The 22,414-nt window shown below is 41.7% G+C and carries 23 protein-coding genes and 1 riboswitch; of the genes, 6 read left to right on the top strand and 17 right to left on the bottom strand.

Annotation, left to right across the window (positions count from 1 at the left end; genetic code table 11):
• Nucleotides 1–77: 77 nt before the first annotated feature.
• The gene (gene acpS / locus EBQ12_RS12395; RefSeq protein WP_017366663.1) at nucleotides 78–443 is read right to left on the bottom strand and encodes a holo-ACP synthase; all 366 of its coding nucleotides are present in this window, start codon (nucleotides 441–443) and stop codon (nucleotides 78–80) included.
• Nucleotides 444–537: 94 nt separating this feature from the next.
• On the opposite strand from acpS, the gene EBQ12_RS12390 reads away from it, so the two are divergent.
• Entirely contained in the window at nucleotides 538–1,143 is a 606-nt protein-coding gene (locus EBQ12_RS12390) for a rhomboid family intramembrane serine protease (RefSeq protein WP_007496491.1), read from the top strand.
• A gap of 55 nt (nucleotides 1,144–1,198) precedes the next feature.
• On the opposite strand, the gene EBQ12_RS12385 is transcribed toward EBQ12_RS12390, so the two are convergent.
• The 7 genes from EBQ12_RS12385 to EBQ12_RS12355 all read right to left on the bottom strand — a co-directional run bounded on the left by EBQ12_RS12385 (nucleotide 1,199) and on the right by EBQ12_RS12355 (nucleotide 8,644).
• The gene (locus EBQ12_RS12385; protein ID WP_125590224.1) at nucleotides 1,199–2,695 is read right to left on the bottom strand and encodes a PH domain-containing protein; all 1,497 of its coding nucleotides are present in this window, start codon (nucleotides 2,693–2,695) and stop codon (nucleotides 1,199–1,201) included.
• Nucleotides 2,685–3,164, bottom strand: a complete 480-nt coding sequence (locus tag EBQ12_RS12380; protein ID WP_125590222.1) for a PH domain-containing protein — start codon at nucleotides 3,162–3,164, stop codon at nucleotides 2,685–2,687. The genes EBQ12_RS12385 and EBQ12_RS12380 overlap by 11 nt, the downstream gene beginning before the upstream one ends.
• A gap of 110 nt (nucleotides 3,165–3,274) precedes the next feature.
• A complete protein-coding gene (gene cshA / locus EBQ12_RS12375; RefSeq protein WP_058214406.1) occupies nucleotides 3,275–4,765 on the bottom strand; it encodes a degradosome RNA helicase CshA in 1,491 nt (496 codons plus the stop codon).
• Between the two features lie 166 nt (nucleotides 4,766–4,931).
• The gene (locus EBQ12_RS12370; RefSeq protein ID WP_017366661.1) at nucleotides 4,932–5,270 is read right to left on the bottom strand and encodes an avidin-fold protein; all 339 of its coding nucleotides are present in this window, start codon (nucleotides 5,268–5,270) and stop codon (nucleotides 4,932–4,934) included.
• A gap of 120 nt (nucleotides 5,271–5,390) precedes the next feature.
• Nucleotides 5,391–6,089, bottom strand: a complete 699-nt coding sequence (locus EBQ12_RS12365; protein WP_125590220.1) for an alpha/beta hydrolase — start codon at nucleotides 6,087–6,089, stop codon at nucleotides 5,391–5,393.
• A gap of 26 nt (nucleotides 6,090–6,115) precedes the next feature.
• Nucleotides 6,116–7,480: a UDP-N-acetylmuramoyl-tripeptide--D-alanyl-D-alanine ligase gene (locus tag EBQ12_RS12360; RefSeq protein WP_025206792.1), complete on the bottom strand. Its 1,365-nt coding sequence runs from the start codon at nucleotides 7,478–7,480 to the stop codon at nucleotides 6,116–6,118.
• Between the two features lie 81 nt (nucleotides 7,481–7,561).
• Nucleotides 7,562–8,644: a D-alanine--D-alanine ligase gene (locus tag EBQ12_RS12355; RefSeq protein ID WP_060832101.1), complete on the bottom strand. Its 1,083-nt coding sequence runs from the start codon at nucleotides 8,642–8,644 to the stop codon at nucleotides 7,562–7,564.
• A gap of 185 nt (nucleotides 8,645–8,829) precedes the next feature.
• Here EBQ12_RS12355 and EBQ12_RS12350 point away from each other — a divergent pair, with 185 nt between their 5' ends.
• Together EBQ12_RS12350 and fbpB are read left to right on the top strand one after the other, a co-directional pair.
• Nucleotides 8,830–9,150 carry a thioredoxin family protein gene (locus EBQ12_RS12350; protein WP_008346934.1) on the top strand — a complete coding sequence of 107 codons (321 nt, stop codon included), beginning with the start codon at nucleotides 8,830–8,832 and terminating at the stop codon, nucleotides 9,148–9,150.
• 338 nt (nucleotides 9,151–9,488) lie between these two features.
• The gene (gene fbpB / locus EBQ12_RS12345; protein WP_017366658.1) at nucleotides 9,489–9,638 is read left to right on the top strand and encodes a Fur-regulated basic protein FbpB; all 150 of its coding nucleotides are present in this window, start codon (nucleotides 9,489–9,491) and stop codon (nucleotides 9,636–9,638) included.
• A gap of 98 nt (nucleotides 9,639–9,736) precedes the next feature.
• On the opposite strand, the gene EBQ12_RS12340 is transcribed toward fbpB, so the two are convergent.
• From EBQ12_RS12340 to EBQ12_RS12305, 8 genes are all read right to left on the bottom strand, one after another.
• Nucleotides 9,737–10,072 carry a hypothetical protein gene (locus EBQ12_RS12340; RefSeq protein WP_017366657.1) on the bottom strand — a complete coding sequence of 112 codons (336 nt, stop codon included), beginning with the start codon at nucleotides 10,070–10,072 and terminating at the stop codon, nucleotides 9,737–9,739.
• A gap of 117 nt (nucleotides 10,073–10,189) precedes the next feature.
• Nucleotides 10,190–10,957, bottom strand: a complete 768-nt coding sequence (locus EBQ12_RS12335; RefSeq protein WP_024720482.1) for an ABC transporter permease — start codon at nucleotides 10,955–10,957, stop codon at nucleotides 10,190–10,192.
• Nucleotides 10,935–11,861, bottom strand: coding sequence for an ABC transporter ATP-binding protein (locus EBQ12_RS12330; protein WP_074041675.1), 927 nt, complete (start codon nucleotides 11,859–11,861; stop codon nucleotides 10,935–10,937). The genes EBQ12_RS12335 and EBQ12_RS12330 overlap by 23 nt, the downstream gene beginning before the upstream one ends.
• 126 nt (nucleotides 11,862–11,987) lie before the next feature.
• On the bottom strand, nucleotides 11,988–13,229 hold the full coding sequence (locus EBQ12_RS12325; protein WP_025206789.1) for a dicarboxylate/amino acid:cation symporter: 1,242 nt from the start codon (nucleotides 13,227–13,229) through the stop codon (nucleotides 11,988–11,990).
• 77 nt (nucleotides 13,230–13,306) lie between these two features.
• Nucleotides 13,307–13,441, bottom strand: a riboswitch (cyclic di-AMP (ydaO/yuaA leader).
• Nucleotides 13,442–13,504: 63 nt separating this feature from the next.
• Entirely contained in the window at nucleotides 13,505–14,527 is a 1,023-nt protein-coding gene (locus EBQ12_RS12320) for an AI-2E family transporter (RefSeq protein ID WP_035704206.1), read from the bottom strand.
• Nucleotides 14,528–14,737: 210 nt separating this feature from the next.
• On the bottom strand, nucleotides 14,738–16,006 hold the full coding sequence (dctP, locus tag EBQ12_RS12315) for a C4-dicarboxylate transporter DctP (RefSeq protein ID WP_007496516.1): 1,269 nt from the start codon (nucleotides 16,004–16,006) through the stop codon (nucleotides 14,738–14,740).
• Nucleotides 16,007–16,130: 124 nt separating this feature from the next.
• Nucleotides 16,131–16,814: a response regulator gene (locus EBQ12_RS12310; protein WP_052320363.1), complete on the bottom strand. Its 684-nt coding sequence runs from the start codon at nucleotides 16,812–16,814 to the stop codon at nucleotides 16,131–16,133.
• On the bottom strand, nucleotides 16,811–18,430 hold the full coding sequence (locus EBQ12_RS12305) for an ATP-binding protein (RefSeq protein WP_411231439.1): 1,620 nt from the start codon (nucleotides 18,428–18,430) through the stop codon (nucleotides 16,811–16,813). Before EBQ12_RS12305 ends, EBQ12_RS12310 begins: the two co-directional genes overlap by 4 nt.
• Nucleotides 18,431–18,497: 67 nt before the next feature.
• Here EBQ12_RS12305 and EBQ12_RS12300 point away from each other — a divergent pair, with 67 nt between their 5' ends.
• A complete protein-coding gene (locus tag EBQ12_RS12300; protein ID WP_025206786.1) occupies nucleotides 18,498–19,595 on the top strand; it encodes a TRAP transporter substrate-binding protein in 1,098 nt (365 codons plus the stop codon).
• Between the two features lie 25 nt (nucleotides 19,596–19,620).
• On the opposite strand, the gene EBQ12_RS12295 is transcribed toward EBQ12_RS12300, so the two are convergent.
• A complete protein-coding gene (locus EBQ12_RS12295; RefSeq protein ID WP_024720476.1) occupies nucleotides 19,621–20,451 on the bottom strand; it encodes an EcsC family protein in 831 nt (276 codons plus the stop codon).
• Between the two features lie 163 nt (nucleotides 20,452–20,614).
• Between EBQ12_RS12295 and EBQ12_RS12290 the strand changes: the two genes are divergently transcribed.
• A complete protein-coding gene (locus EBQ12_RS12290) occupies nucleotides 20,615–20,875 on the top strand; it encodes a GlsB/YeaQ/YmgE family stress response membrane protein (protein ID WP_003214275.1) in 261 nt (86 codons plus the stop codon).
• 229 nt (nucleotides 20,876–21,104) lie between these two features.
• Nucleotides 21,105–22,382 (top strand): Nramp family divalent metal transporter, encoded by a 1,278-nt coding sequence (locus EBQ12_RS12285; RefSeq protein WP_008346963.1) that lies wholly within the window; start codon nucleotides 21,105–21,107, stop codon nucleotides 22,380–22,382.
• Nucleotides 22,383–22,414: the final 32 nt, after the last annotated feature.

The following is a 22,414-nucleotide window of genomic DNA, read 5'->3' as shown; positions in this document are numbered from 1 at the left end:
CCATCAAAGCCTGTTAGCAACTCGCCCTTCCTTATCGCACTACCCAATATATGAAGGAGGGACAAACAATATGCAGACTAGCTTGACAACCTTTCAATTAAAACTTGTGCTGCAGCATATTCTTTTGTGTGTGTAATGGATACATGAACGTAGTCTTCTTTTGTTTTCTCACTTTTGATGAGAGGTTTTCCGTTTGCATCTTTTTGTATCTCGATGTCGTGAAAGCTTACATACTGACCAATTCCCGTACCGTATGCTTTTGCGAATGCTTCCTTCGCCGCAAAACGCCCTGCCAGAAACTCCAGCTGTCTCTTTTCACTTAGTGTGCGAAAGACTTCTTGTTCACGTAAAGTCAAAATTCTTTCTGGTAAACGGGGCTGCCTGCTAAGCACTCTTGACAGCCGGCCGATCTCTACAATATCCATACCGATTCCTTTAATCATGAGGTACCTCCTATGATACTCGTACTAATTTGGATGTTCGCTTCATAAACGTGTTACTATAAACTTACCATTATCTAGTCAAAAGGGGTTTGTTATGTTTATTCGAACGGAGAGCTTTCAACAATTTATTAGATCGTATCCAATCGTAACAGCGATCCTTGCTTTGCAAATCGGCCTATGGCTTTTATTTGCGATCCCTATTCCAATGATCCAGCTTGGGCAGGACCATCTCGTTGGTTTTAATTATGGTGTTGCAGCAGGAGAATGGTGGCGGCTTTTAACGCCTATTTTTCTTCACGGAAGTCTGACACATATTCTGTTCAATTCCATGTCGCTCTTCCTATTCGCTCCAGCACTTGAGTATTTGCTTGGAAAGGTTCGATTTCTTGTGATTTATCTGGGTGCTGGATTCATTGGCAATCTCGGAACCTATTGGGTGGAGCCTTTAGAGTACGTACATGTCGGGGCTTCTGGTGCGATATTTGGTTTATTTGGCGTCTATCTTTATCTTGTCCTATTTAAACCGCATATGATGGACCGTGGTAATTCTCAGGTGATCTTAACGATTCTCGGCGTCTCTGTTATTATGACGTTCGTCAACTCGAACATCAACATCATGGCCCACTTATTTGGATTGATAGGCGGCATGATCCTAGCACCGATCACTCTATTCTTCCATTCAAAAAAACGACGCTATTAAGCTCATAAAAAATGTCGATCACTCCGTTTAACGGGAGCTGATCGACATTTTTTGTTTAAGTTGATTGATTCGTTTCATAGGAATACCAATCGCATACACGTTCAGCATCTTCCTCTTCAAGGTGATGCACACCAAAGGAATCAAGCAAGGCAGAGGACTTCACAAAGGTGTGAATACTTGCCACCCGCCCTTTCTTTTGAAAATAGGATTGGGTCATCGTATAGTTTTGCATTCGTTTTCTTAAAACAATTCCGGTGGTCTTGCCGATACCTCTTGTCGTTAATTGAATCAGTTGATCTTTGATCACATATCCTGATTGTTTATAGGCTAAATACCCAAAAAACAAGGCAAATGGTAATGGAATCAGCGCCAAATACCCCCATGGTGGAAAACGTACAGAAAGGATTATACCTACAAGTAATGGAACAAATCCGTAAGATATCAGATAACGTTTTAGTGAACGCTTCGGCACTTTTTTCAATTCACTTTCTGGTGCCAGCTGATATTGATCTGTAAATTGCGTTAACAATTCATTGATCTTTTTCTTCCGTATGAGTGGAAATAAGACAGAAGAGGTCTCTTTTTCTGTAATGGAACCTCCTGCGCTGACAAGCATGACCGTCGCAAAACCAAATGGTTCACGCAGAATATTTTCTTTGATTTTCACTGCTTGAATTCTCGCAAGCGGAATGGTCATTTGATGCCTTTCGATGAGTCCTCTTGTGATGATGATGTCTTTCCCTTTTCGTTTTGCGGTAAAATTCGCATATTGAAGGGCTGTTACCCCAACACTAAGAATCCACGCAATCAATACGGCAATAAATATGAGAATCGCATAAATCTCAACACTCGCATGACTTAAAAAAGAAAACCGTTTAAGGAATCCGTCCAAAGGTAGAATTTCATCTATTTGTGTGTAAATGGCGAGACACCCAGAAATAATGACGCCGATTCCGCTTGAAGTGGTCGCAGCCAAAAGCAGCTCTGGTATACCCATTCGGTAGGAAACACTGATTTCTTTTTCTACAGGCTGTTGCGCTGTCAGAGAATCAGGGAGATCTAAATTTTCATCAATCATTTCTTCTTGTTGCAAGCTTTTCTTCCGGTTGAAAATCGATTGCTTTAGTTGCTCAGCTTCTGCTTTTGTAATGGCCGTCAGGCTCACTTCAGGTCCATCCGTCCCGCCTGCCGTTTCGATTTGCACCCGAACCAAACCAAAGATCCGCTGGAAGATACCTTCACTTGTATTCACCGTTTGAATTCGTTCTAACGAGATATACTTTTTCTTTTTGGTGATGACACCTGATTCCACTCGAAATTCATCGTCTTCCATTCGGTAGGTGAATCGTCTCCATGCTAAAACGGTTGAAACAGCTTTCCATAAAAGAAGCACCCCAAGAATAATGAACGCATAAAAACGAATACTTGAATTCGAGTTCACAAAAATAAGCACGAAAAAAGGGATAATGAAGTTTTTGATCATGGATACGGCATCTGATATAAAATCAATGAACATCGAGATTGGATGTACACGTTTTGGTTCAGACATCATCTTCCGTCACCCTTGCTAATTTAGATATGTAATCCCGAAGCTCATCTGCCTCTTCTAATTCCAGTGCCGGAATATCATGCACTGTCGCAGCCGTAGAAATTTGAACAGATGCCAACCGGTAGCGCCTTAAAAGCGGCCCTTGAGATGTATCCACATGCTGAACACGTACCATTGGCACAATGACACGTGTGACACGAATCAATCCGTGCTGTATTTCAATTTCGTTCTCAAATACTTCATAGCGCCAGATGTGATGGCGGATTTTCGGGATGAGCCAGATTCCGAAGATGACCTGTAAAATCCACAAACCGATGAGGATGGCTCCAATCCAATATGGCCATTGAAAATAATAACTAGCTACAAATACCCCAATGATGATGAATAAGAAAATCAATGAGATAATTCCATTTTGAAGACGCCATACTTTTAATCCATTTAAGCTGATTTGACGTTGCGGCTGTTTTCTCACATTCTTCCCCCATTCTCTTACTTTTCTATCAATATATTACGAAAGAAAGCCTAAAAAGTTTCAGCAAACCTGTTAAAAAAAGCGAACCCTGCAAAGGATTCGCTTTTGAATTAGTTGTTATAAGATTTCTTTTGACGACGATCGTTAGAAGAACGATTGCGGTCATTTGAAGAACGCTTTTTATCACCGTAAGATGAACGGCTTTTTCCGCGATAGCCGCCACCACCGCCGCCGTCTCTGCGTTTAGAAGAGCTGCGGTTGTTACGATTGCGTTTTGAAATCATTGGTGCTTCATCTGTCAAACGAACAGGCGTTGCATCCGGCTCTTTTGTCATCATTTTGATGGCAGCCGCAACCACTGTAACAGAATCATGATCTTCTAATAATTCAGCAGCTGCTGTCATGTAGAAGTTTAAGTTGTTTTCACTGATGATTGTGCGCAGACGATCAATGGTTACTTGTTGTTGTCCTTCGATTGCCTCATCTAGTGTTGGTTCTTTCATACGATCCATTTTACGTTTAGTTGTTTGTTCGATCGCACGAAGCATATCTTTTTCACGTGGTGTGATGAATGTCATCGCCATACCTGTACGTCCAGCACGTCCAGTACGTCCAATACGGTGTACATAGCTTTCTGGATCTTGTGGTACGTCGAAGTTATACACATGTGTAACACCTGAGATATCAAGTCCACGTGCTGCAACGTCTGTTGCTACAAGCACATCGATTGAACCTTCTTTAAATTTACGAAGCGCAACCATACGTTTCGCTTGAGTCAAGTCACCATGAATTCCTTCAGCTGTATAACCTCTAAGGTTCAGTGCTTCAGTCAATTCGTCAACGCGGCGCTTTGTACGGCCGAAGACAATTGAAAGCTCAGGTGATTGAATGTCAAGAAGACGAGTCAATGTATCAAACTTTTTACGTTCATGGATATCCAAGTAGAACTGCTGGATGTTAGATACAGTCATTTCTTTCGCTTTTACTTTTACGTGTTCTGGGTTTGTCATGAAACGTTCTGCAATACGCTTAATTGGTGCAGGCATTGTCGCAGAGAATAAAAGTGTTTGGTGTTCACTTGGTACATTTGAAAGGATCGATTCAATGTCTTCGATGAAACCCATGTTGAGCATTTCGTCTGCTTCATCAAGCACGACTGTTTCAACATTTTGAAGACGCATTGTACGACGGTTAATGTGATCGAGTAAACGTCCTGGAGTCCCTACGATGATATGAGGATTTTTCTTGAGCGAACGGATTTGGCGACCGATATCTTGTCCACCGTAAATCGGAAGTACGCGCGCACGCTTGTCTTGGCCAATTTTGTATAGCTCTTCAGATACTTGAATCGCTAATTCTCTTGTTGGCGCAATGATAATCGCTTGGATATTTGGAGACGCTGGGTCGATTTTTTCTACAAGAGGAATACCAAACGCTGCAGTTTTTCCTGTTCCTGTTTGTGCTTGTCCAATGACATCTTTATTCTGAAGACCGAGAGGAATTGTTTCCGCTTGAATCGGTGTTGCTTCTTCAAATCCCATGCGGTTAATAGCTTTCATGAGACTTTCGCTTAATTGAAAATCTTGAAACGTTATAGTCAAATTATTCAAACTCCTTCTAATTGCTGTTTCAGTAATCTCGTGAATGATCATTAAAAACTGCCCTTTGTATGAAAGGACAGGTCCATTATATACAAAGCCCGAATTACCCTACCTTATATCTTACCATTACACTATTTGTTTTTCAACAAGACAGAAATGGATATATCTACTGCTCCACAATGACAGATTCACCTTCACTTTGATCTCCGTCCATCCATTTCCACTTTTCGAACAGTTGGATTTTCCCGTTATCCAGCTGCTTAGGGGTGGAATGACATGAACCGCTTCTCATGCTGCCATCCTTACTTACATGATGATATCTAAAATGAAGTGCTCCGTCTTTATTCACAGTTCCTACAAGTACGCCAGATTGAATACTGCCGCCTTGATATGTGCCCGTTAAAATATTCCCGTCCTGACGATATTGAAATATGGTTCCTTCCGATACTTCCCCATTGCTCGAATTAGACTGCGGGACAAAGGTTTTTCCGTCATATTGAAACAACCGAATCGACCACCTTTTCTTACCTATTGTAACATAGGCCTGTCACTCATTCGACAAAAATGATGCAAATTTTAACAAGTGGGATTCAATTTATATTAGTTTAGCCACATTTTAGCTTTTCTATAGATTAAATTGTTTTTTTAGAAATTGTTCGACTTTCTCAAACAATTGCTGTGCACAAGGCTCATGACAAACGTGATGTTTACAATCCGGTAAATAGAACATTTCTTTCTGACGGGACGGGATTTTATGATAAATGAATTCTGCACTAGAAGCGGGGACGATCCCATCGCTTTCACCTTGAACGATCAAGACAGGTAGATGAAGCTTTTCAAGAGAACCTTTCGTTTGCTTCACCAATTTCATAAATTCTACAGCAGCTGATAGCGGTGTACTCGTCAGCTTATGACGATATCGATCATACAATGGGTTCGTATCAATCAAACCAGACAAGGATTCCTTCACCATCTGCCTTGTGTCTTGAATCATTTGTTTCGGGTTAACATATTTAGCAGCAGCACTTAACAGAACAAGACGGGCCACTGGATACTTCGCTGCTAAATATGAGGCAATCATCCCGCCCATAGAAAAGCCGACCAAATAAATGGTGTCACATGTTCGGTAAAGGGATAAGAGTTCTAGTTCAGCGGTGGCAATCCACTCCTGATAGAGAATGCCTTTGAGCTGAAGTTCCTCCCCATGCCCCGGAAGCGTGACAGATTGTACCGTCCAATCTGTCGTCTGCTTTAAATATTCCACAAGCGGCTCTACTTCATACGGGGCACCAGTAAAACCGTGTATACATAGACAGCCAATCACCCTGTCACCTTCTTTGCCGATCTGATTTATAGTGCAGTAATCACGTCTTCCAATCTCATGCCACGGGAAGCTTTGACAAGAACGACATCGTCAGGTCCTGCCACATCCGCTAGTTTTTTCTTCAGTTCTTCTTTGTCCATATAAGAAGATACACGGTCGTCTCCAAATGCTTTCTTTGCTCCTTCAGCAATGAATGCGCCAAGACGGCCAAACGTTAAAACATGATCAATAAACTCAGGCTTGATGTACTCCCCTACTTCAAAATGATAGGTCTCTTCTTCACTGCCCATCTCCAGCATATCTCCGAGAACGAGTATGCGGTTAGCAAAGCCGTCCATATCTCCTACAAGATCAATCGCTGCCTTCATCGACGTAGGACTCGCATTATACGCATCGTTGATAACCGTGATGCCCTTATCTGTTTTAAACAGTTCTAAACGCATGCCTGTCAATTTCGTTTGCATTAGCCCTTGGGCAATTTGTCTTTCATTCAGACCGAAATGCTGGCCGATTGCAATAGCTGCAAGAGCATTCTTTACATTGTGTTTCCCTAATACAGGAATGAGAAACCCTTGAGCATATCCCTCCACTTGAAATTCAGTGCCTTCAGCGAGTTGGTGGATGTGAATCACCTTGATATCACAGTCCTCTGATTCCCCAAATGTTTTTACGCTACGTGCAAGGGCATTTGCTCTTTGGCGGAGTAAAGGCTCGTCTCCTAAATAATAAAAAGTCCCATCCTCTTTTAACCCTTTTGTGATCTCACATTTTGCATCTGCAATGGCTTCTCTTGATCCTAGATCCTGCATATGAGATTCTCCAATATTGGTGATGACAGCTGCATCAGGTTCAGCGAGATTAGATAAAAATTCGATTTCTCCTTTTGCACTCATGCCCATCTCTAATACAGCAATCTCTGTTTTTTCTGGCATTGCAAGGATGGTCAGCGGAAGTCCAATATGATTATTAAAGTTTCCATCTGTTTTATGGACTCTGTATGTCGTTTGTAGGACAGAATGGATCATGTCTTTCGTCGTTGTTTTGCCATTACTTCCAGTAATACCGACAACTCGAGGGTTTTCCTCTTTTAAGTATGATTTCGCAAGCTGTTGGAGTGCTGTCAGAGTATCCTCTACAAGAATGACAGGTACACCGGATGGTGGGTTCGCTTCTGTTTCATTCCAAAGAACCGCTGCCGCTCCAAGCTCCACTGCTTTTGAAGCAAAAGTGTGACCGTTAAAATGTTCCCCGATAAGCGGGATAAATAGTGCGCCTTTTGATACTTTTCGTGTATCTGTTGTCACTCCGTGTATCTGTTCTTCGCCAAAAGCTTCATTCGATAATGTGCCACCAGCCATTTGGGCGACTTGTTTCACTGTACGTTTGATCATGTTTTTTCGCCTCTCTTTCTCATTTCACGTTTGAAGGAAAAGAGACACTACCTGTAGGATAGTGTCTGCTTGCTTCTTACATTAAAAAGTGGTTTTAATGGTTTGTTTTTCTTGATGGCGCTCAATTGCAAGTGACACCAGCTTCTCAATCAGCTCAGGATACTCTACACCAGTATGTTTCCAAAGCAGCGGGAACATACTAAAAGGTGTGAACCCTGGCATTGTATTCACTTCATTGATCAGCACTTCGCCTTCTTCTGTTAGGAAGAAATCTGCACGTACGAGGCCAGATCCATCAATGGCTTTAAATGCCTTAATCGCCATATCGTGAATCGTCTTGTACTCTTCCTCTGACACACTCGCAGGAATGATCAAATCTGTATCGCCATCTTCATATTTTGCTTTGTAGTCATAAAAATCTGTTTTAGGTGCAATTTCACCAACGACTGAGCATTTCGGCTCGTCATTTCCTAATACACCAATTTCAATTTCTCGTCCTACAACGCCTTCTTCCACAACAACACGACGATCATATTGGAAAGCCAAATCAAATGCTGCTTGCAGCTCTTCTTTGCTGCGGCATTTACTAATTCCGACACTTGATCCCATGTTGGCAGGTTTCACAAAACAAGGATACCCGAGAACTGCTTCTACCTGTTCTAGACTGTCTGATATGGCTTTCTCATAATCCTTTTTACTGAAGGAAAGATGCTTTGCCTGCGCAAGCCCAGCTTGAGCAAACACATCTTTCATCATGACTTTATCCATACCCGCAGCAGACGCGAGAACGCCGTTACCGACATACGGGATATTCAATAGTTCAAGTAACCCTTGCATGGTCCCATCTTCACCATTTGGCCCATGTAGCAATGGAAAGACGACATCAATCTTTTCATCAGCTGATGCAGGCTGTGGAAACATGCTTTCATTTAAAGAAGTTGGTAAAAACGTCTTTGCATTTTGTTCAAATTGAAGCATTTTGACGTTTGATACTGGTTCAGTGAGTTTTTCTCCTCTTAGCCATTCGCCCTCTTCTGTAATATAAATTGGATGTATATCGAACTTCTCAGTGTTAAGTGCTTTCGTAACTGCAAGGGCTGTTTGCAGTGATACATTATGTTCGGCTGACTTTCCGCCGTAAACCAATCCTAAACTTATTTTCAATGGATACTCCCCCCACTAAAATTCATCTTTACTATCTTATCACTTTCAAGCAAAAATGCTCTAATTAATTTTTGTTGTTACGGAATTGAAATGATTTGTAAAGGTTGTAAGCGCCCCCCCGAGCATTTGTATGTCATTCGCCTTTATTTTATATTAAAATGACATTGAAAAGGAGTTGTGACAAATTGAAAAAAATTACAAGCACTGAACAATTCAACGAAATCATTCAATCAGACAAAGAGGTCATCGTTAAATTCTTTGCGACATGGTGCCCTGATTGCACTAGAATGGACATGTTCATTCCAGACATCTTAGAGGCTTATGCTCAGAATGAATGGTTTGAAATAAACAAAGACGACTTTCCTGAGTTAGCGGAAACGTATCAGGTCATGGGAATTCCTAGCCTGTTAATTTTCAAAAATGGCGAAAAAACAGGTCATTTACACAGTGCCAACGCTAAATCACCTGAAGAAGTAACAGAGTTTCTTCAAGAACACGTTTCATAACTCATTTGAATGGAGACATCAGCCAACTCATGCTGGTGTCTTTTTTATATCCTTTTAAATCAAATCTCTTCATAAGACGAGATGTGCGGCTAAAACGTTTCAACATCGACAGGAATGTTTGATCTGATTTTATGACAAGGTTTGACAGCGGATTATTTCCTGGGAAAGAATTCATCGTCGATATGGATGGGAATATGTCGGTTACGTGAATTTTCTGAATTGAATCTTTACTTATGACATTCTGCTTTGTATAATGGAGATGCTAATTGAAAATGATTATCAATTTCATCTATGTGAAATCTTATAGAGTCCATTCTACCAAAGGAGCGTTGAGTTACATGTCTAAGAAGAAAATCAAAACGTATCAGCAATTGATTGAAGAAAACAAAGAAGCGATCATGCGAGACCCTAAGATGATGGAAAGTATATACGCAACCATCGACAAAAAGCACCAGAAGCAGCTTGCCGCTGCTGGACGTGAATCATAAACACAAGAAGAGCAGTCAAACAGATGGCTGCTTTTTTATTTGCCTGAAGAAAAGAAAAAGCCGATAAAATCTATTCTTCGATTTTATCGGCTTTTGTTTTAATGTGATTTCGCTACACGGTCTTGCTTCATTCCTAAATAGATGAGCATATATGTTAGATAACCCATTGTCATCGTTAAACCACCGAAGAAGAATTGTGAAAACACAGGTTCTTCAAATGTCGTAACGGCAGCAAGCACGATCCAGCTCGCATATAAATAGACCATGAACCATTTCATGTTTCTTTTAAGTGTATACAGAAAGAAAAGACCCGCTAATGAAAAGATCCCTAGCGCTAGTCTGAAATAAACAAGATGATCAAACTGGAAGGCAAAAGACACAAACGAAAACGACAACAGCAACAAAATGGGTAAAGCCGTAATAAAATTTTTCACGATAGTGCCACCTCCATGACTCTGTCTTATTATAAGACAAAATCAGCCGGTTATCGTGAAATACAGACTCGTTTTCACAAAGATGTCACGAATTTTTCTTGTTATTTGACACAATTTTTACACATTTACATCACGCTTCCAAAAAAGGAGCCAAGCAGCACCAACAAAGAAAACAAAATGCGCCCCTACAATGAATAGCGAAAACAGAGGGCTCATGCCCTGAAAGAGCGGCGGACCTTGAAAACTGTATTGTGTGAAGTCCGTATTAGCGAAAAGTAGAATCTTCCCCCACTGATTTTCTAACAGAGACATGATCGACACTAGTGATTTCGCCGCGTATAAGACGAAAAATGAAGTCACAAGTGCAATCAGACTGTTTCTAAACAAACTTGAGCACAGAAAAGCAAAGCTTGCCATCATGACTACTTCCACCCACTGTGATCCAATCACAGCAAATGTGTGCAGAAATAACCGCCCAGTGCTTTCATCAAAATCAGTACCAAAGAAAATAAGGCCAAAAAGAAAAGCGAACACATAATAAAAAACAAACAGGTAAAGGACCATCAGCACAAGAGTGATGTATTTTGACAAGAAAATATGAAGCCTTGTCTTCGGCCGAATCAACAAGAACTTGATGGTTCTTTTTTGAAACTCTGTTGAGATCAATGTGGCGCCAATCACGACAGCGAACACTTGTAAAATAAACACAACATTCGTGGAATAAGCAAAATAGTTCGCGACTGTATCTTGCCCACCAAGCCCGGAAATGACTCGTTTCAATGCTAGAGCCATCGTCAATTGAAAGACAACAATCAGTCCAAGTGCAATGAATGTGATCTTTTGTCTCGTGATTTTTTTATGTTCATTCTTGATGAGTTGAAGCATCTGCCGTCCCGCCTTCCGTCCATTTCATAAAGGCCTCTTCAATTGATTGTTTTTGAGGCGTCATTTCAAGTACATCAAATTCTGCTAAGACAAGCTGTTTATTCAGCTCCGGCACACGGTCTTTTTTCAGTTGAACCAGCACATGCTGATCCCTTTGTTCATATGTATACCCTTGCGTATCTAGCCATGAAACTGCCTTTTCTACTGGCTGAATATTCATCAGCACCTGCTCTTTTCCTTCCATGTCGCGAAGGTTTGTATTGGCTTTGATCTGTCCTTTTTGGATGATGATCATGCGGTCACAAAGCTCTTCTACTTCATGCAAAAGATGTGTAGCAAATAACACAGAGACACCTTCTTCTTGTACAAGCATTTGCAAGTGCTCTCGAAACTCCTTCATTCCTGCGGGATCAAGCCCATTTGTTGGTTCGTCTAAAATGAGCAGATTGGGCTTATGCAAAATGGCTTGTGCAATCCCGAGCCTTTGTTTCATCCCTAGTGAATATGTTTTGACCTTCTGATGAATGGCGTGCTCCAAACGAACTCTTTTTACCACTTCAAAAATGCGCTCTTCTGAAATTCCATCATGCATAGATGCATACAGCTCAAGGTTTTCAAAACCTGTTAAATATGAATAAAATTCCGGATTTTCTATGATCGCTCCAACAGATGACATCGCCTTTAGATGATCATCATCTTGAGAATATCCATTCATGATGATCCGGCCGTTGTTTTTTTTCATCAAGCCAACAATCAATCGAATCAAGGTCGTTTTTCCAGACCCATTTGGTCCAAGTAAACCGACAATTTCTCCTTGCCTAATGTCCATCGAAATATGTTGTAAAATTTGATGCCGGCCAATTTGTTTATCGACGTTCTCTATGTGTAGAACAGCAGACTGCAAAGTGGTTCCTCCTTCTAATGTAAAACATATGGCGGCAGTTACGGCCGCTCATCCTGTAAAAAGTATATCACGCTAGACAAGCCGTTCCACGAAAAAAAGGGCTGGTCCAGTCAGCCCTTTTTGTTGTTACAGTGATAAATTAGGTGTTGGTGCTTCCTTCTCATGTTTCTTCTCGGTTTCAGAAACAATCACCGCACATGCTGCGTCACCTGTAATATTGACCACGGTTCTTGCCATGTCTAATAAGCGGTCTATGCCAAGGATCAGCGCAATGCCCTCAACAGGAAGATTCACGGAATTTAAAACCATGGCTAGCATGATGAGCCCTACCCCTGGGACACCTGCTGTGCCAATACTTGCTAGTACTGCCGTTAAGACAACTGTCAGCATTTGAACAAGGGTTAATTCAACTCCATACACTTGTGCGATAAAAATAGTCGCAACCCCTTGCATGATCGCTGTACCATCCATATTAATGGTCGCACCTAGCGGCTGCACAAAGCTTGAAATAGGTTCTGGCACCTTCAAACGCTTTTGAGCTGTTTCCATTGATACTGGCAGTACTGCGTTACTGCTTGATGTACTAAATGCCACAACCATCGCTGGAGAAAATCCTTTGAAGAATGCCATTGGATTTCGTTTAGCTAATAGGGCAACGGTTGACCCATAGGTCAGGAAGAAATGCAAGATCAGCGCAATTAAGACGACTGAGAAGTAAAGTCCCATCGCTTTCATGGCATCGAGCCCCTGACTGCCAATTGCCGTTGCGATCAAACCGAATGTCCCGTACGGTGCGAATTTCATCACAACACCGACAAGATACATCATTAATTCATTTCCTTGTTCAAACAGCTTCAGCAAACCTTCTGTTTTTTTACCGAGCAAGGCAATGCCGAGACCTAAAAATACACAAAAGACGATAATTTGAAGCATGTTTCCTTCAACTAGAGATTGGACTGGATTGGTTGGAATAATGTTGAGTAGTGTGTCTGCCATTGATGGGGCTTCCTCAGCGGAATATTCTGCCGCTTTCGTATCAAAATTACCGAATGCGCCTGGCTTAATAAGTAAGGCCAATGAAATGCCAATAATGATGGCAAAAGTCGTAGTGAGTAGAAAGTAAGTAATGGTTTTCACGCCGATTCTGCCAAGTTTTTTCGGATCGCCAAGGCCTGCTACACCAAGTGTGATCGAAAAGAAGACAATCGGCACAACTAACATTTTAATCAGGTTTAAGAAGATTTGACCTAGAGGTGTAAATAGATAAGGGTCTAACACTTTGAATACATTTGGAGCAAAAATGTTGAGCAGTAGTCCTGTGATTGCACCTACAATTAAAGCAATAATAATTTTCGTCGCAAGCTTCAATAAAATCTCCCCTTCCTCGTCAAAAAGGCCCACGAGAGAGTCTTCTCGTGGGCCTGCGTGTCCATACGTGTACCACTGTCTACTCTCTTCACGCTGATGAGGTTAGCTGACGGGTTAGGACGAAGAGATGTCCTTTTTTCTTAAAATAAGAAAAATTCACCCCAAAAACTTGGGTCCCCCATTCCTTTAGAAGGATTAAGCGTGTGGTAATATGATATTTTCATACTATTTATACCTTATTTTTAGAAAATTGTAAACAGGTTCATATGAACTTTTTAATTACTTTCTTCCTTATTCGTGACCTCCAAGATATCTAAGATAAACACAAAGATTGGGATGCCGATAATCAGTCCCCAAATGCCAATATAGTGTTCAGAAAAGATCAGGACAATAAACGTGAAGAAAATAGGGAGCTCTGTTTTAGCTGACATGAGCTTCGGATTTAAGAAGTAGGCTTCAATGGCATGGATGATCACGATCACCAGCACAATATATAGGACGTACATTCCGCCTCCAAGTGTATACGCAATGATGCTGAGTGGAACGAGGGAGATGACCACACCCGCTACCGGAATTAAACCTAACAAGAAGACCATGACCGCTAATCCAAATAATTGCGGAAAGCCCATAATGCCAAGCGCAATTGTCGTTAAGACACAGTTAACTGTTGCAATGATGAACTGTGCTTCAAGTACCTTACCAAATGTTCTGGAAAACTTACGTCCAAAGAAGGCAATTTCATGATAGAACACGGAGATTTTACTCGTTTTGAACTTATTCATGAATTGAATGAGGCGTTCCTTTTCGAACAGGAAGAACATGCTTAATATTAAGGACATAATGACCTGGATACTGAACGTGCTGAAATCTGTTAAGTATGTATAGAGGAAATTAAACCCTTTCTCGAAGAAAGAAGATATTTTGAAATCTCCGAACACATTGGTGACGACGTCAAAGAAGGGTAAATCTTGTGGATGATCTGCAATCTTTTTCCCTAAATGAAATAACTGTTCCACCTGTTTAGCAATGATGGGCACAAACACAAAGCCGCCAAACGTCAATCCACCAGCTAGAAGGATGTACAAAATGGTGATGACTGATTTCTGTCCTATTTTCAGGAAGCGATTTAAAAAGCCTCTTATGACCTCTTCTAACCGATTCATTAAAAAGGTGAAAATGAAGGTCAGGAGAATTAAATTCATCATTCCTCTTAATAGATATAATGCTGTGGCTAATACTACAAATACTGAAAACCTCTTGACACCAGGTTTTTCGAACAATTTAAAAAATGCCGTCATACGTTACACACCTGCCAGGACTAAAGTCTATTTTTCGTTGGATCTCATATTCATTATATCGGATCTTTCTGTAAATTATATAACAAAAGGTCAATGAGGTCTTACGATTCGTCCTAAATTAATCAAGCTTTTATGTTTTTTCTTTTTTTACACAAGAAAAAACCGAACCCCATGTAGAACATAAGGTTTCGGTTTTTGGTTGTTTTTATACTAAACAGCCTGCTTGATATTTCGCATTTCCTGTAGCGCTGTTTTACTCTTCGCTTCGTCAAATTCCCCTTCACTTTTCGCTACAACAATTGTAGCAATTCCATTTCCAATCAGGTTCGTAATCGCTCTTCCTTCACTCATGAAACGGTCGACCCCTAATAGCAGTGCAAGACCTTCTAGCGGGATAACCTGAAGTGCAGCAAGTGTAGAAGCTAGCACGATAAATCCGCTTCCTGTGACTCCAGCTGCTCCTTTTGATGTGAGCATCAGAACAAGGATAATCGTGATTTGCTGTCCGATGGATAGGTCCACCCCAAACACTTGCGCTAAGAAGACCACGGCCATGGACAAGTAGATTGAGGTTCCATCTAAGTTAAAGGAATAGCCTGTCGGGATGACAAGTCCAACAACCGACTTAGAGCACCCGTAGCGTTCCATTTTATCCATCATTCTTGGCAGGACAGATTCTGAAGAACTTGTGCCAAGAACAATTAAAATTTCATCTTTGATAAAACGGAGGTAACCGAACAGGCTGAAGCCATACATTTTACAAATGATGTTCAGCACGACGAAAATAAACAGGAACATCGTCATATAAACGGAAAGCATTAGACTAGCCAGTGGTTTAATTGAAGCTAAACCGAAGTGTCCGATTGTATAAGCCATTGCTCCAAATGCCCCTAATGGCGCGGCACGCATGATGTAACCAATGATTTTAAAGAAGACAAGCGACAGCTTATCAAGCCATTCGATGATGCCTTTCCCCTTCTCGCCAAGTGCAGCGAGCGCAACACCGAATAAAATAGAGAAGAATAAGACCTGTAAAATATCCCCCTTTGCAAAGGCATCTACCATGTTAGATGGCACAATGTGTGTGACAAACTCCATCCAGTCGATACCCTGTCCCCCATTTTGGGTATATTGCGAGACATCCCCTTTTTCAAGTTTACTATAGTCAAGACCCGCCCCTGGCTTCATGATATTGACCACAAACAGTCCGATGACAAGCGCAAGCGTCGTCACAACTTCAAAATAGATAAAAGCTTTTCCCCCAACTTTTCCAACTTTTTTCATGTCCCCCATCTTGGCAATTCCAAGAACAATGGTTAAGAAAATAATGGGTGCAATGACCATTTTCACTGCATTAATAAATGTGTCACCAAGCGGCTTCATTTCTTTCCCGACGTTTGGCCAAACCATCCCAACAATAATCCCGATAATGACAGCTGCAATGACCTGAAATGTCAGGTTCTTCAATAGCCTCTTCATAAAAAATCAACTCCCTCACCCTTTGATGTAAACGCTTAACTGTTATCTGTAGGTAAATGATAGCGATTTCATCAAAGGCTGTGAAGCTTATGGACATATCGTACATTTTGGTCTTTTTGGTCTCTTAGTCAGAATGTACGATATATTTATTCACAGGGCGTCCGACCCCGCCATATTGCATATCTAATTTCAGCTCGCCTTCTTTTACAAGGAAGTCTAAATAACGGCGTGCCGTAACACGTGCAATCCCAAGTGCATTGGCGACTTCCTCTGCAGACTGCGCTCCGTCTTGCAGACGCATATAGGCTTTAATTTCATTCATCGTATGCACATTCAGCCCCTTAGGAAGCCATGTTTCTTCCTGCTTAACTGCAGGCTTTCGTATGATATCATCGAGCATCTCTTGAGAAAATTCTGCTGCGGTACGAATTTTTGATTTGAACGTTTTATAGCTTTCAAGAGATTCTTTCATCCGTTCAAACTTAAATGGCTTAATGATATAATCTCGGGCACCATTTTGAAGCATGGTGCCGATCGTCTCTTTGTCCTTTGCTGCCGAAATCACAATCACATCCACCTGCATCTTTTGCTTTCTGATGTCTTGCAGTGTTTTGACGCCATCTTTTTTAGGCATATACACATCGAGCACCACAAGATCTGGGCGAATGTCTTTGATGAGCTGGATGCCCTGCTCGCCATTTCCTGCTACAGCCGCAACTTGAAAGCCAGGGACACTCTTAATGAACTCTCTATTGACTTCTTGCACCATCGGGTCATCTTCAATTAATAGCACCTTAATCTGAGTCATCTGTCTCTCTCCTCTATTGTCATTGGGAATTCGATTGAGAAGGTGGTACCAATGCCGATGCTTGATGTGACTTCTACATTTCCCATTCCTTTGTCGATAATCGTTTTTACAATATACAGTCCGTAGCCTGTTCCGCCTTCTTTACCGTGAGTAAAGCCTTTGTCGAAAATATGAGGAATCATGTCCTCTTCTATTCCAGAACCATAATCTTCAATTAAGATCGCGAGGACATCCTCTGTTTGATCAATACTAATAGAAATGAGTTTTGTGTCTCTTTCTACAGTATCATACGCGGCAAAGGCATTCTCGATCAGGTTGCCAAGTAGCTTCGTCATATCATGCTGATCCAGCCGCTCTGGGAAATCGCGCAGACTGCTATTTTCATCTACTTCAACCTTTATGCCTAGCTCCTTGCCCCTTCTTATCTTGCTCATCAATAAACCTGCCACTGCATCATGCTGTATCACACGGTGGAGAAAGTCCGTCACATGCTCCTGCTCTTCGGTCGTTTGAAACGCTAAATCGAGCGCTTGATCGGCTTTCCCTAGCTGAATTAAACCCGCAATTGTATGAAGCTTATTCATATGTTCATGATTTTGCACCCGCAGGCCATCAACGAAATTCTTCACCCCGGTTAATTCCTCCGCCAATTTGGCTGCCTCTGTCCGGTCCTGAAAAATCGCAACCGCTCCGATGATTTTCTTTTTCATCACAATTGGAATTCGGCTGCTCATGATCCGCTTTCCGCTCATATGAATTTCTTCATTGTAGACGGGTTCTGCGCGATCAATGATTTCTGGAAGCCTTGTATCTGACAGCACATCCCAAATATTTCGGCCCACTACATCACCTGTCACGCTGAAAATTTGCTTTGCTTTTTCATTAAAAATGGTGATCATGTGCTGGTTATCAATGGCAATGACCCCTTCATTAATGGAATGAAAGGTAGCGGTGCGTTCCTCTAGCATTCTGACAATCTCATGCGGCTCCAGCTTAAACATTTGCTGTTTAATATGACGGGCGAGCAAAAATGAACCGACAAGCCCGAAGCTGAGCGTGAGCAGAAGGATCATGAGGATATCCTGCTTCATTTCTCCTAATATATCTGCCATACTCGGCAATGTTCTTCCGACTAGTACAACCCCTGTTTGGTTAAATTTTTCATCCTTTACTGGATAAAAAGCTCTAATGGCTGTGCCAAGCTCTCCCTGTGCTTCTGAGAAATAGATATGCTCTGCAAAGGCAGGTTCTTCATCTGTCCCCTCAGAGCGCTGGCCAATCCTTGTTTTCACTGGATGTGTCAATCGCATGTGATCCATATCCATGACCACAATGTAGTCAGCATCTTGGATAATCCGAATCTCTTCAATGGCATGCTGCAACCGCGCACGCTCCTTTGTCTCATCATCCAACGCCTGCTTTACCTCATTCATCTCAGCCACTGTTCTTGCCGTGTTCATGAGCCTTTTTCGAAGTTCTCGTTCCTCTGTTTGCTGAATTCCCCCGACCAGAACAATTCCTCCGATTAAAAGGGCAAAAATGACAACGAAATATGTGAGGATGGTGAGCTTCCATCTAATAGATAATTGTTGTAATTTCAGTCGATTTCTCATCATTTTTTCACCTGTATCTTTACGAATTCTTCCTATGTCAAGTATCCTTGACATAAGGGGGATCTGACGCATGAAGAATTTACTCGCCTATACGCTATTACTCATCATCGGTTTTGTAACCGCTTTATACTTTGGTTTTTATCATATGATGCCTAAATCAGCGACGACCTTCGACGATGAACAGACTGGGCTGAAGGATCAGCTTGTGTTCAAATTCAGCCATGTTGTCGCAGATAATACCCCAAAAGGGCTGGCTGCAAAGAAATTTGCTGAACTTGTTCACGAAAAATCCGACGGCAGGATCAGCATTCAAATCTTTTCAAACGGGAGTCTTTATTCTGATATCGAAGAAATTAATGCACTAAAAGAGAATCAAGTTCAATTTATTGCTCCGTCTACGTCAAAGCTCGGCATGCTGTCCCCTGAATGGCTGGCACTTGATCTGCCCTTTGCCTTTTCTAACTACGATGCTGTCCAAGAAGGGTTACATGGTGCGATTGGACAGAGACTGTTCGGCACACTGCAAAAAGACGGACTAAAAGGAATGGCCTACTGGACAAATGGCTTTAAGCAAATCACTTCGAATAAAGGCCCAATCAAGCAGCCTAGTGATTTAAAAAAGCAATCTCTCCGTATTATGCAAAGTGACATGATTGAAAAGCAATTCAAGCTTCTTGGTGCAAAACCCTATCAGGAATCGTTTAATTCAACGTTTCAGCTGCTAGAAACAAAAAAAGTAGACGGTGAAGAAAATACAATTTCAAATATTTATTCAAAAAAATTCTATCATATACAAGACTATATGACGATCAGTAATCACGGGTATTTAGGGTATGTCGTCTTAACAGATCAATCCTTTTTTGATCGTCAAACACCTGAGACGAAGCGAATTTTACTCGAAGCGATGGAAGAAACAACGGCATGGAACGAAAAACATGCCGAACAAATGAACAAGGATCAGCTGGAGGATATTAAACGCGAATCTCCAATTGCCATACACGAATTAACACCAGCAGAGCGGCAAAAATGGATGAAGGCGCTCGATCCTTTGTATGATGAAGCAGAAAGGATCATCGGTTCCACCTTGATCAAACAAATCCGCGAGCTCCGGGCACGCTATGAATATTCTCCGATTCAAGCGTTTGAAGAAGATGCTGAGACCAAATAAAAAATCCCTTTAGAGAGGGATTTTTTTATGCGCCGGAGTCACGCTGTTCTTGCTGAGCGAGCTCCTCTAATCTTGTTAATATTCTGCGCTTTCGATATTGCATGATGCCTGTTTCGGCAATTCCTTTTAACTGTGAGCGGTTGGACGCTGCACCAAACAAAATCCCCGCAATTGGGACAAGTTGAAACAGCTTCTTCCAGCCAAACGAATCACGGTAGTTATATACGACCTCACGCCATCCTTGAATTTGAGAGATCATGTTTTCGTGCTTCCCTTCTGATGCATGATAGCTCTTCAGCTCTTTTAATATTGATTTTTTCCCAACAACGTCAGCAGAATTCAACTGTAAACATTTAATGATAAAGACTCGTTCTTCTTTATTTTTCGGATCATAGCCATAGGTGACGGCGATATCCTGTAATGTTTTTAAAGAGAGACCGAGAACAGCCGGAATATCTGCCGCTAATGTAAACATACCTCCGACACCTGTTGTCGCACCTTGCACAGTGGCGAGGTTTGTTCGGTTTTTCCCCATCTGATCACTAATGGCATCCATGACCTCGATCGGAGCCGCCTCAATATCTTCAATACGCTGAATCGATTCATCGGCACATTTCTTTTGAAATTGATGAATAATGCCTTTCTCTGACGTCAAATAGACACCGCCTGATTGAATGTAGTGCCCCATCTCATCTAATAACACACCGATTTTCTTTTGAATAAAGGCAGGGGTCAGCTTGTCCAGCATTTGAAATGGAAGCCGGCTAAGTTTCTCCCAAAACCATACCTTCTGCTGGTCTTTCTCCCATTTTTCAATCTCTTTTAATTGTGCTTTTAGCCACTCTCTTTCCTCCATGCCATTTGCCTCCTTAGATGCCGTTCAAGTATATGTCTGTTATTATACACAATCCTTGTCCATCATACGTATCGAACATTGAAGCGGTTCCGAAAGGTTTTAATCTCTTTTAAAACGGTTATTGCTTAGTAAACAATAAACAAACAAAAGAGGAGTGATCAACATGTTAGGATTTCTGATTTCATTAGTTGTGGCGATTGTCATTGGTCTCATTGGGAGTGCACTCGCTGGAGGCAGTGTGCCAGGAGGCTGGATCGGTTCAATGATTGCCGGGCTTGCAGGAGCTTGGATTGGTCATGGATTACTTGGAACGTGGGGTCCTAGTCTGGCAGGATTTGCGATCATTCCAGCGATCTTAGGAGCAGCCATTTTTGTCATTATTTTAAGCCTGATCTTCCGCAGCGTTGGATCAAGGGTTTCTTAAAAAACGATACAAAAGAAGAGGAAGTAGAGGATGCACCGCCTAAGATCAGAGGCGGTGTTTTTTATGTGTTGATTGACAAGGTATCTATTTTTTTCACTTACATATGATAAACAAACCTATTAGTTCAGATAGTTGACTTTTCATGTAGATGGGCATATGATGATTAAAAATTGCATCGAGGAAACTTTTTGTGCCAAAGCAAAACTTTGTAGAATCTAGGTGATGACATATGACAAACAAATACATCGAGGCACAAGCCCACATGTCAGTGGCAGCGGAGCGTGCACTTGAAGGAAAGGTGAAAGGATTTAGAAGGCTCCTTCCTTTTCTCGGGCCTGCTTTTATCGCAGCCATTGCCTATATTGATCCAGGAAACTTTGCGACCAACATTGCGGCTGGCTCGAAATATGGCTACCTTCTGTTATGGGTCATTCTCATATCCAATCTCATGGCCTTACTCATCCAGTCTTTGTCTGCAAAGCTTGGAATCGCAACAGGGAAAAATTTACCTGAAATTGCACGAGAAGAGTTTCCAAAACCAGTCTCGATCGGTTTATGGATTCAGGGCGAACTCGTCATTATCGCCACAGATTTAGCCGAATTTATCGGGGCTGCCCTTGGTTTATACTTACTCTTTCGTATCCCGCTGCTTGAAGCATCGATTATTGCAGCGATCGGTTCTTTTGCCATTTTAGAGCTCCAAAGACGAGGTTATCGAGCGTTAGAAGCAGGAATTACCGGCATGCTGTTTGTTGTCGTGATTGCTTTCGCTGTACAAACCTTTGTGGCTAAACCTGATCTTGCAAGTGTCGCCGGTGGACTGTTCATTCCAAGGTTTGAAGGGACAGACAGCGTACTGCTTGCCGCTGGTATTTTAGGCGCTACGGTGATGCCGCATGCGATCTATCTCCATTCAGCCTTAACGCAAAGAAGAGTCGTCGGCAGAACGGAAAAAGAGAAAAAGCTGATTTTTCGTTTTGAGTTTTTAGACATCCTCATTGCGATGGTAGTTGCTGGCGCCATCAATGCCAGCATGTTGATTGTAGCAGCTGCTTTATTTTTTAAAAATGGTCTTTTTGTTGAGGATTTAGATGTAGCATTTCAGCATTTTGGAACTCTCGCAGGTCCTGTATCAGCGATCTTATTTGGTGTAGGTCTGCTTGTAGCCGGACTTTCCAGTTCTTCTGTCGGTACACTGTCAGGCGATATTATTATGCAGGGTTTTATTCAGTACCGAATTCCGCTATATGTCCGCCGGCTGATTACCATCATTCCACCTATTGCGATCATTGCATCTGGGGTCAATCCGACATCTGCGCTTGTGATGAGTCAAGTGGTCTTATCATTTGGCATTGCGTTTGCTTTAATTCCGCTCATTTTGTTTACAAGTAAAAAACGAATTATGGGTGATTTGACGAATGCTCGCTGGGTGACAGGAATATCTTGGGTGATAGCAGCTCTTGTTGTCGCACTTAATCTGTTTTTAATTGTGGATACGTTTATGTAAAAGACAGTAATCATGCTGTCTTTTACATCGGG

Origin of the sequence: Bacillus sp. 2B09 (genome assembly GCF_003946835.1) — a bacterium.
In the GTDB taxonomy this organism is placed as follows: Bacteria; Bacillota; Bacilli; order Bacillales; family Bacillaceae; genus Bacillus; species Bacillus altitudinis.
This window is presented reverse-complemented; position numbering and strand designations above follow the sequence as displayed.

What these genes read in the sequence shown, in the direction of transcription:
- dctP (WP_007496516.1), bottom strand. Translation starts at nt 16,006, where the DNA reads ATGAAGAGGCTATTGAAGAACCTGACATTTCAGGTCATTGCAGCTGTC.
- EBQ12_RS12285 (WP_008346963.1), top strand. Translation starts at nt 21,105, where the DNA reads ATGACAAACAAATACATCGAGGCACAAGCCCACATGTCAGTGGCAGCG.
- EBQ12_RS12390 (WP_007496491.1), top strand. Translation starts at nt 538, where the DNA reads ATGTTTATTCGAACGGAGAGCTTTCAACAATTTATTAGATCGTATCCA.
- EBQ12_RS12295 (WP_024720476.1), bottom strand. Translation starts at nt 20,451, where the DNA reads ATGGAGGAAAGAGAGTGGCTAAAAGCACAATTAAAAGAGATTGAAAAA.
- EBQ12_RS12360 (WP_025206792.1), bottom strand. Translation starts at nt 7,480, where the DNA reads ATGATCAAACGTACAGTGAAACAAGTCGCCCAAATGGCTGGTGGCACA.
- EBQ12_RS12385 (WP_125590224.1), bottom strand. Translation starts at nt 2,695, where the DNA reads ATGATGTCTGAACCAAAACGTGTACATCCAATCTCGATGTTCATTGAT.
- acpS (WP_017366663.1), bottom strand. Translation starts at nt 443, where the DNA reads ATGATTAAAGGAATCGGTATGGATATTGTAGAGATCGGCCGGCTGTCA.
- EBQ12_RS12305 (WP_411231439.1), bottom strand. Translation starts at nt 18,430, where the DNA reads ATGATGAGAAATCGACTGAAATTACAACAATTATCTATTAGATGGAAG.
- EBQ12_RS12300 (WP_025206786.1), top strand. Translation starts at nt 18,498, where the DNA reads ATGAAGAATTTACTCGCCTATACGCTATTACTCATCATCGGTTTTGTA.
- fbpB (WP_017366658.1), top strand. Translation starts at nt 9,489, where the DNA reads ATGTCTAAGAAGAAAATCAAAACGTATCAGCAATTGATTGAAGAAAAC.
- EBQ12_RS12290 (WP_003214275.1), top strand. Translation starts at nt 20,615, where the DNA reads ATGTTAGGATTTCTGATTTCATTAGTTGTGGCGATTGTCATTGGTCTC.
- EBQ12_RS12335 (WP_024720482.1), bottom strand. Translation starts at nt 10,957, where the DNA reads ATGCTTCAACTCATCAAGAATGAACATAAAAAAATCACGAGACAAAAG.
- EBQ12_RS12310 (WP_052320363.1), bottom strand. Translation starts at nt 16,814, where the DNA reads ATGACTCAGATTAAGGTGCTATTAATTGAAGATGACCCGATGGTGCAA.
- EBQ12_RS12320 (WP_035704206.1), bottom strand. Translation starts at nt 14,527, where the DNA reads ATGACGGCATTTTTTAAATTGTTCGAAAAACCTGGTGTCAAGAGGTTT.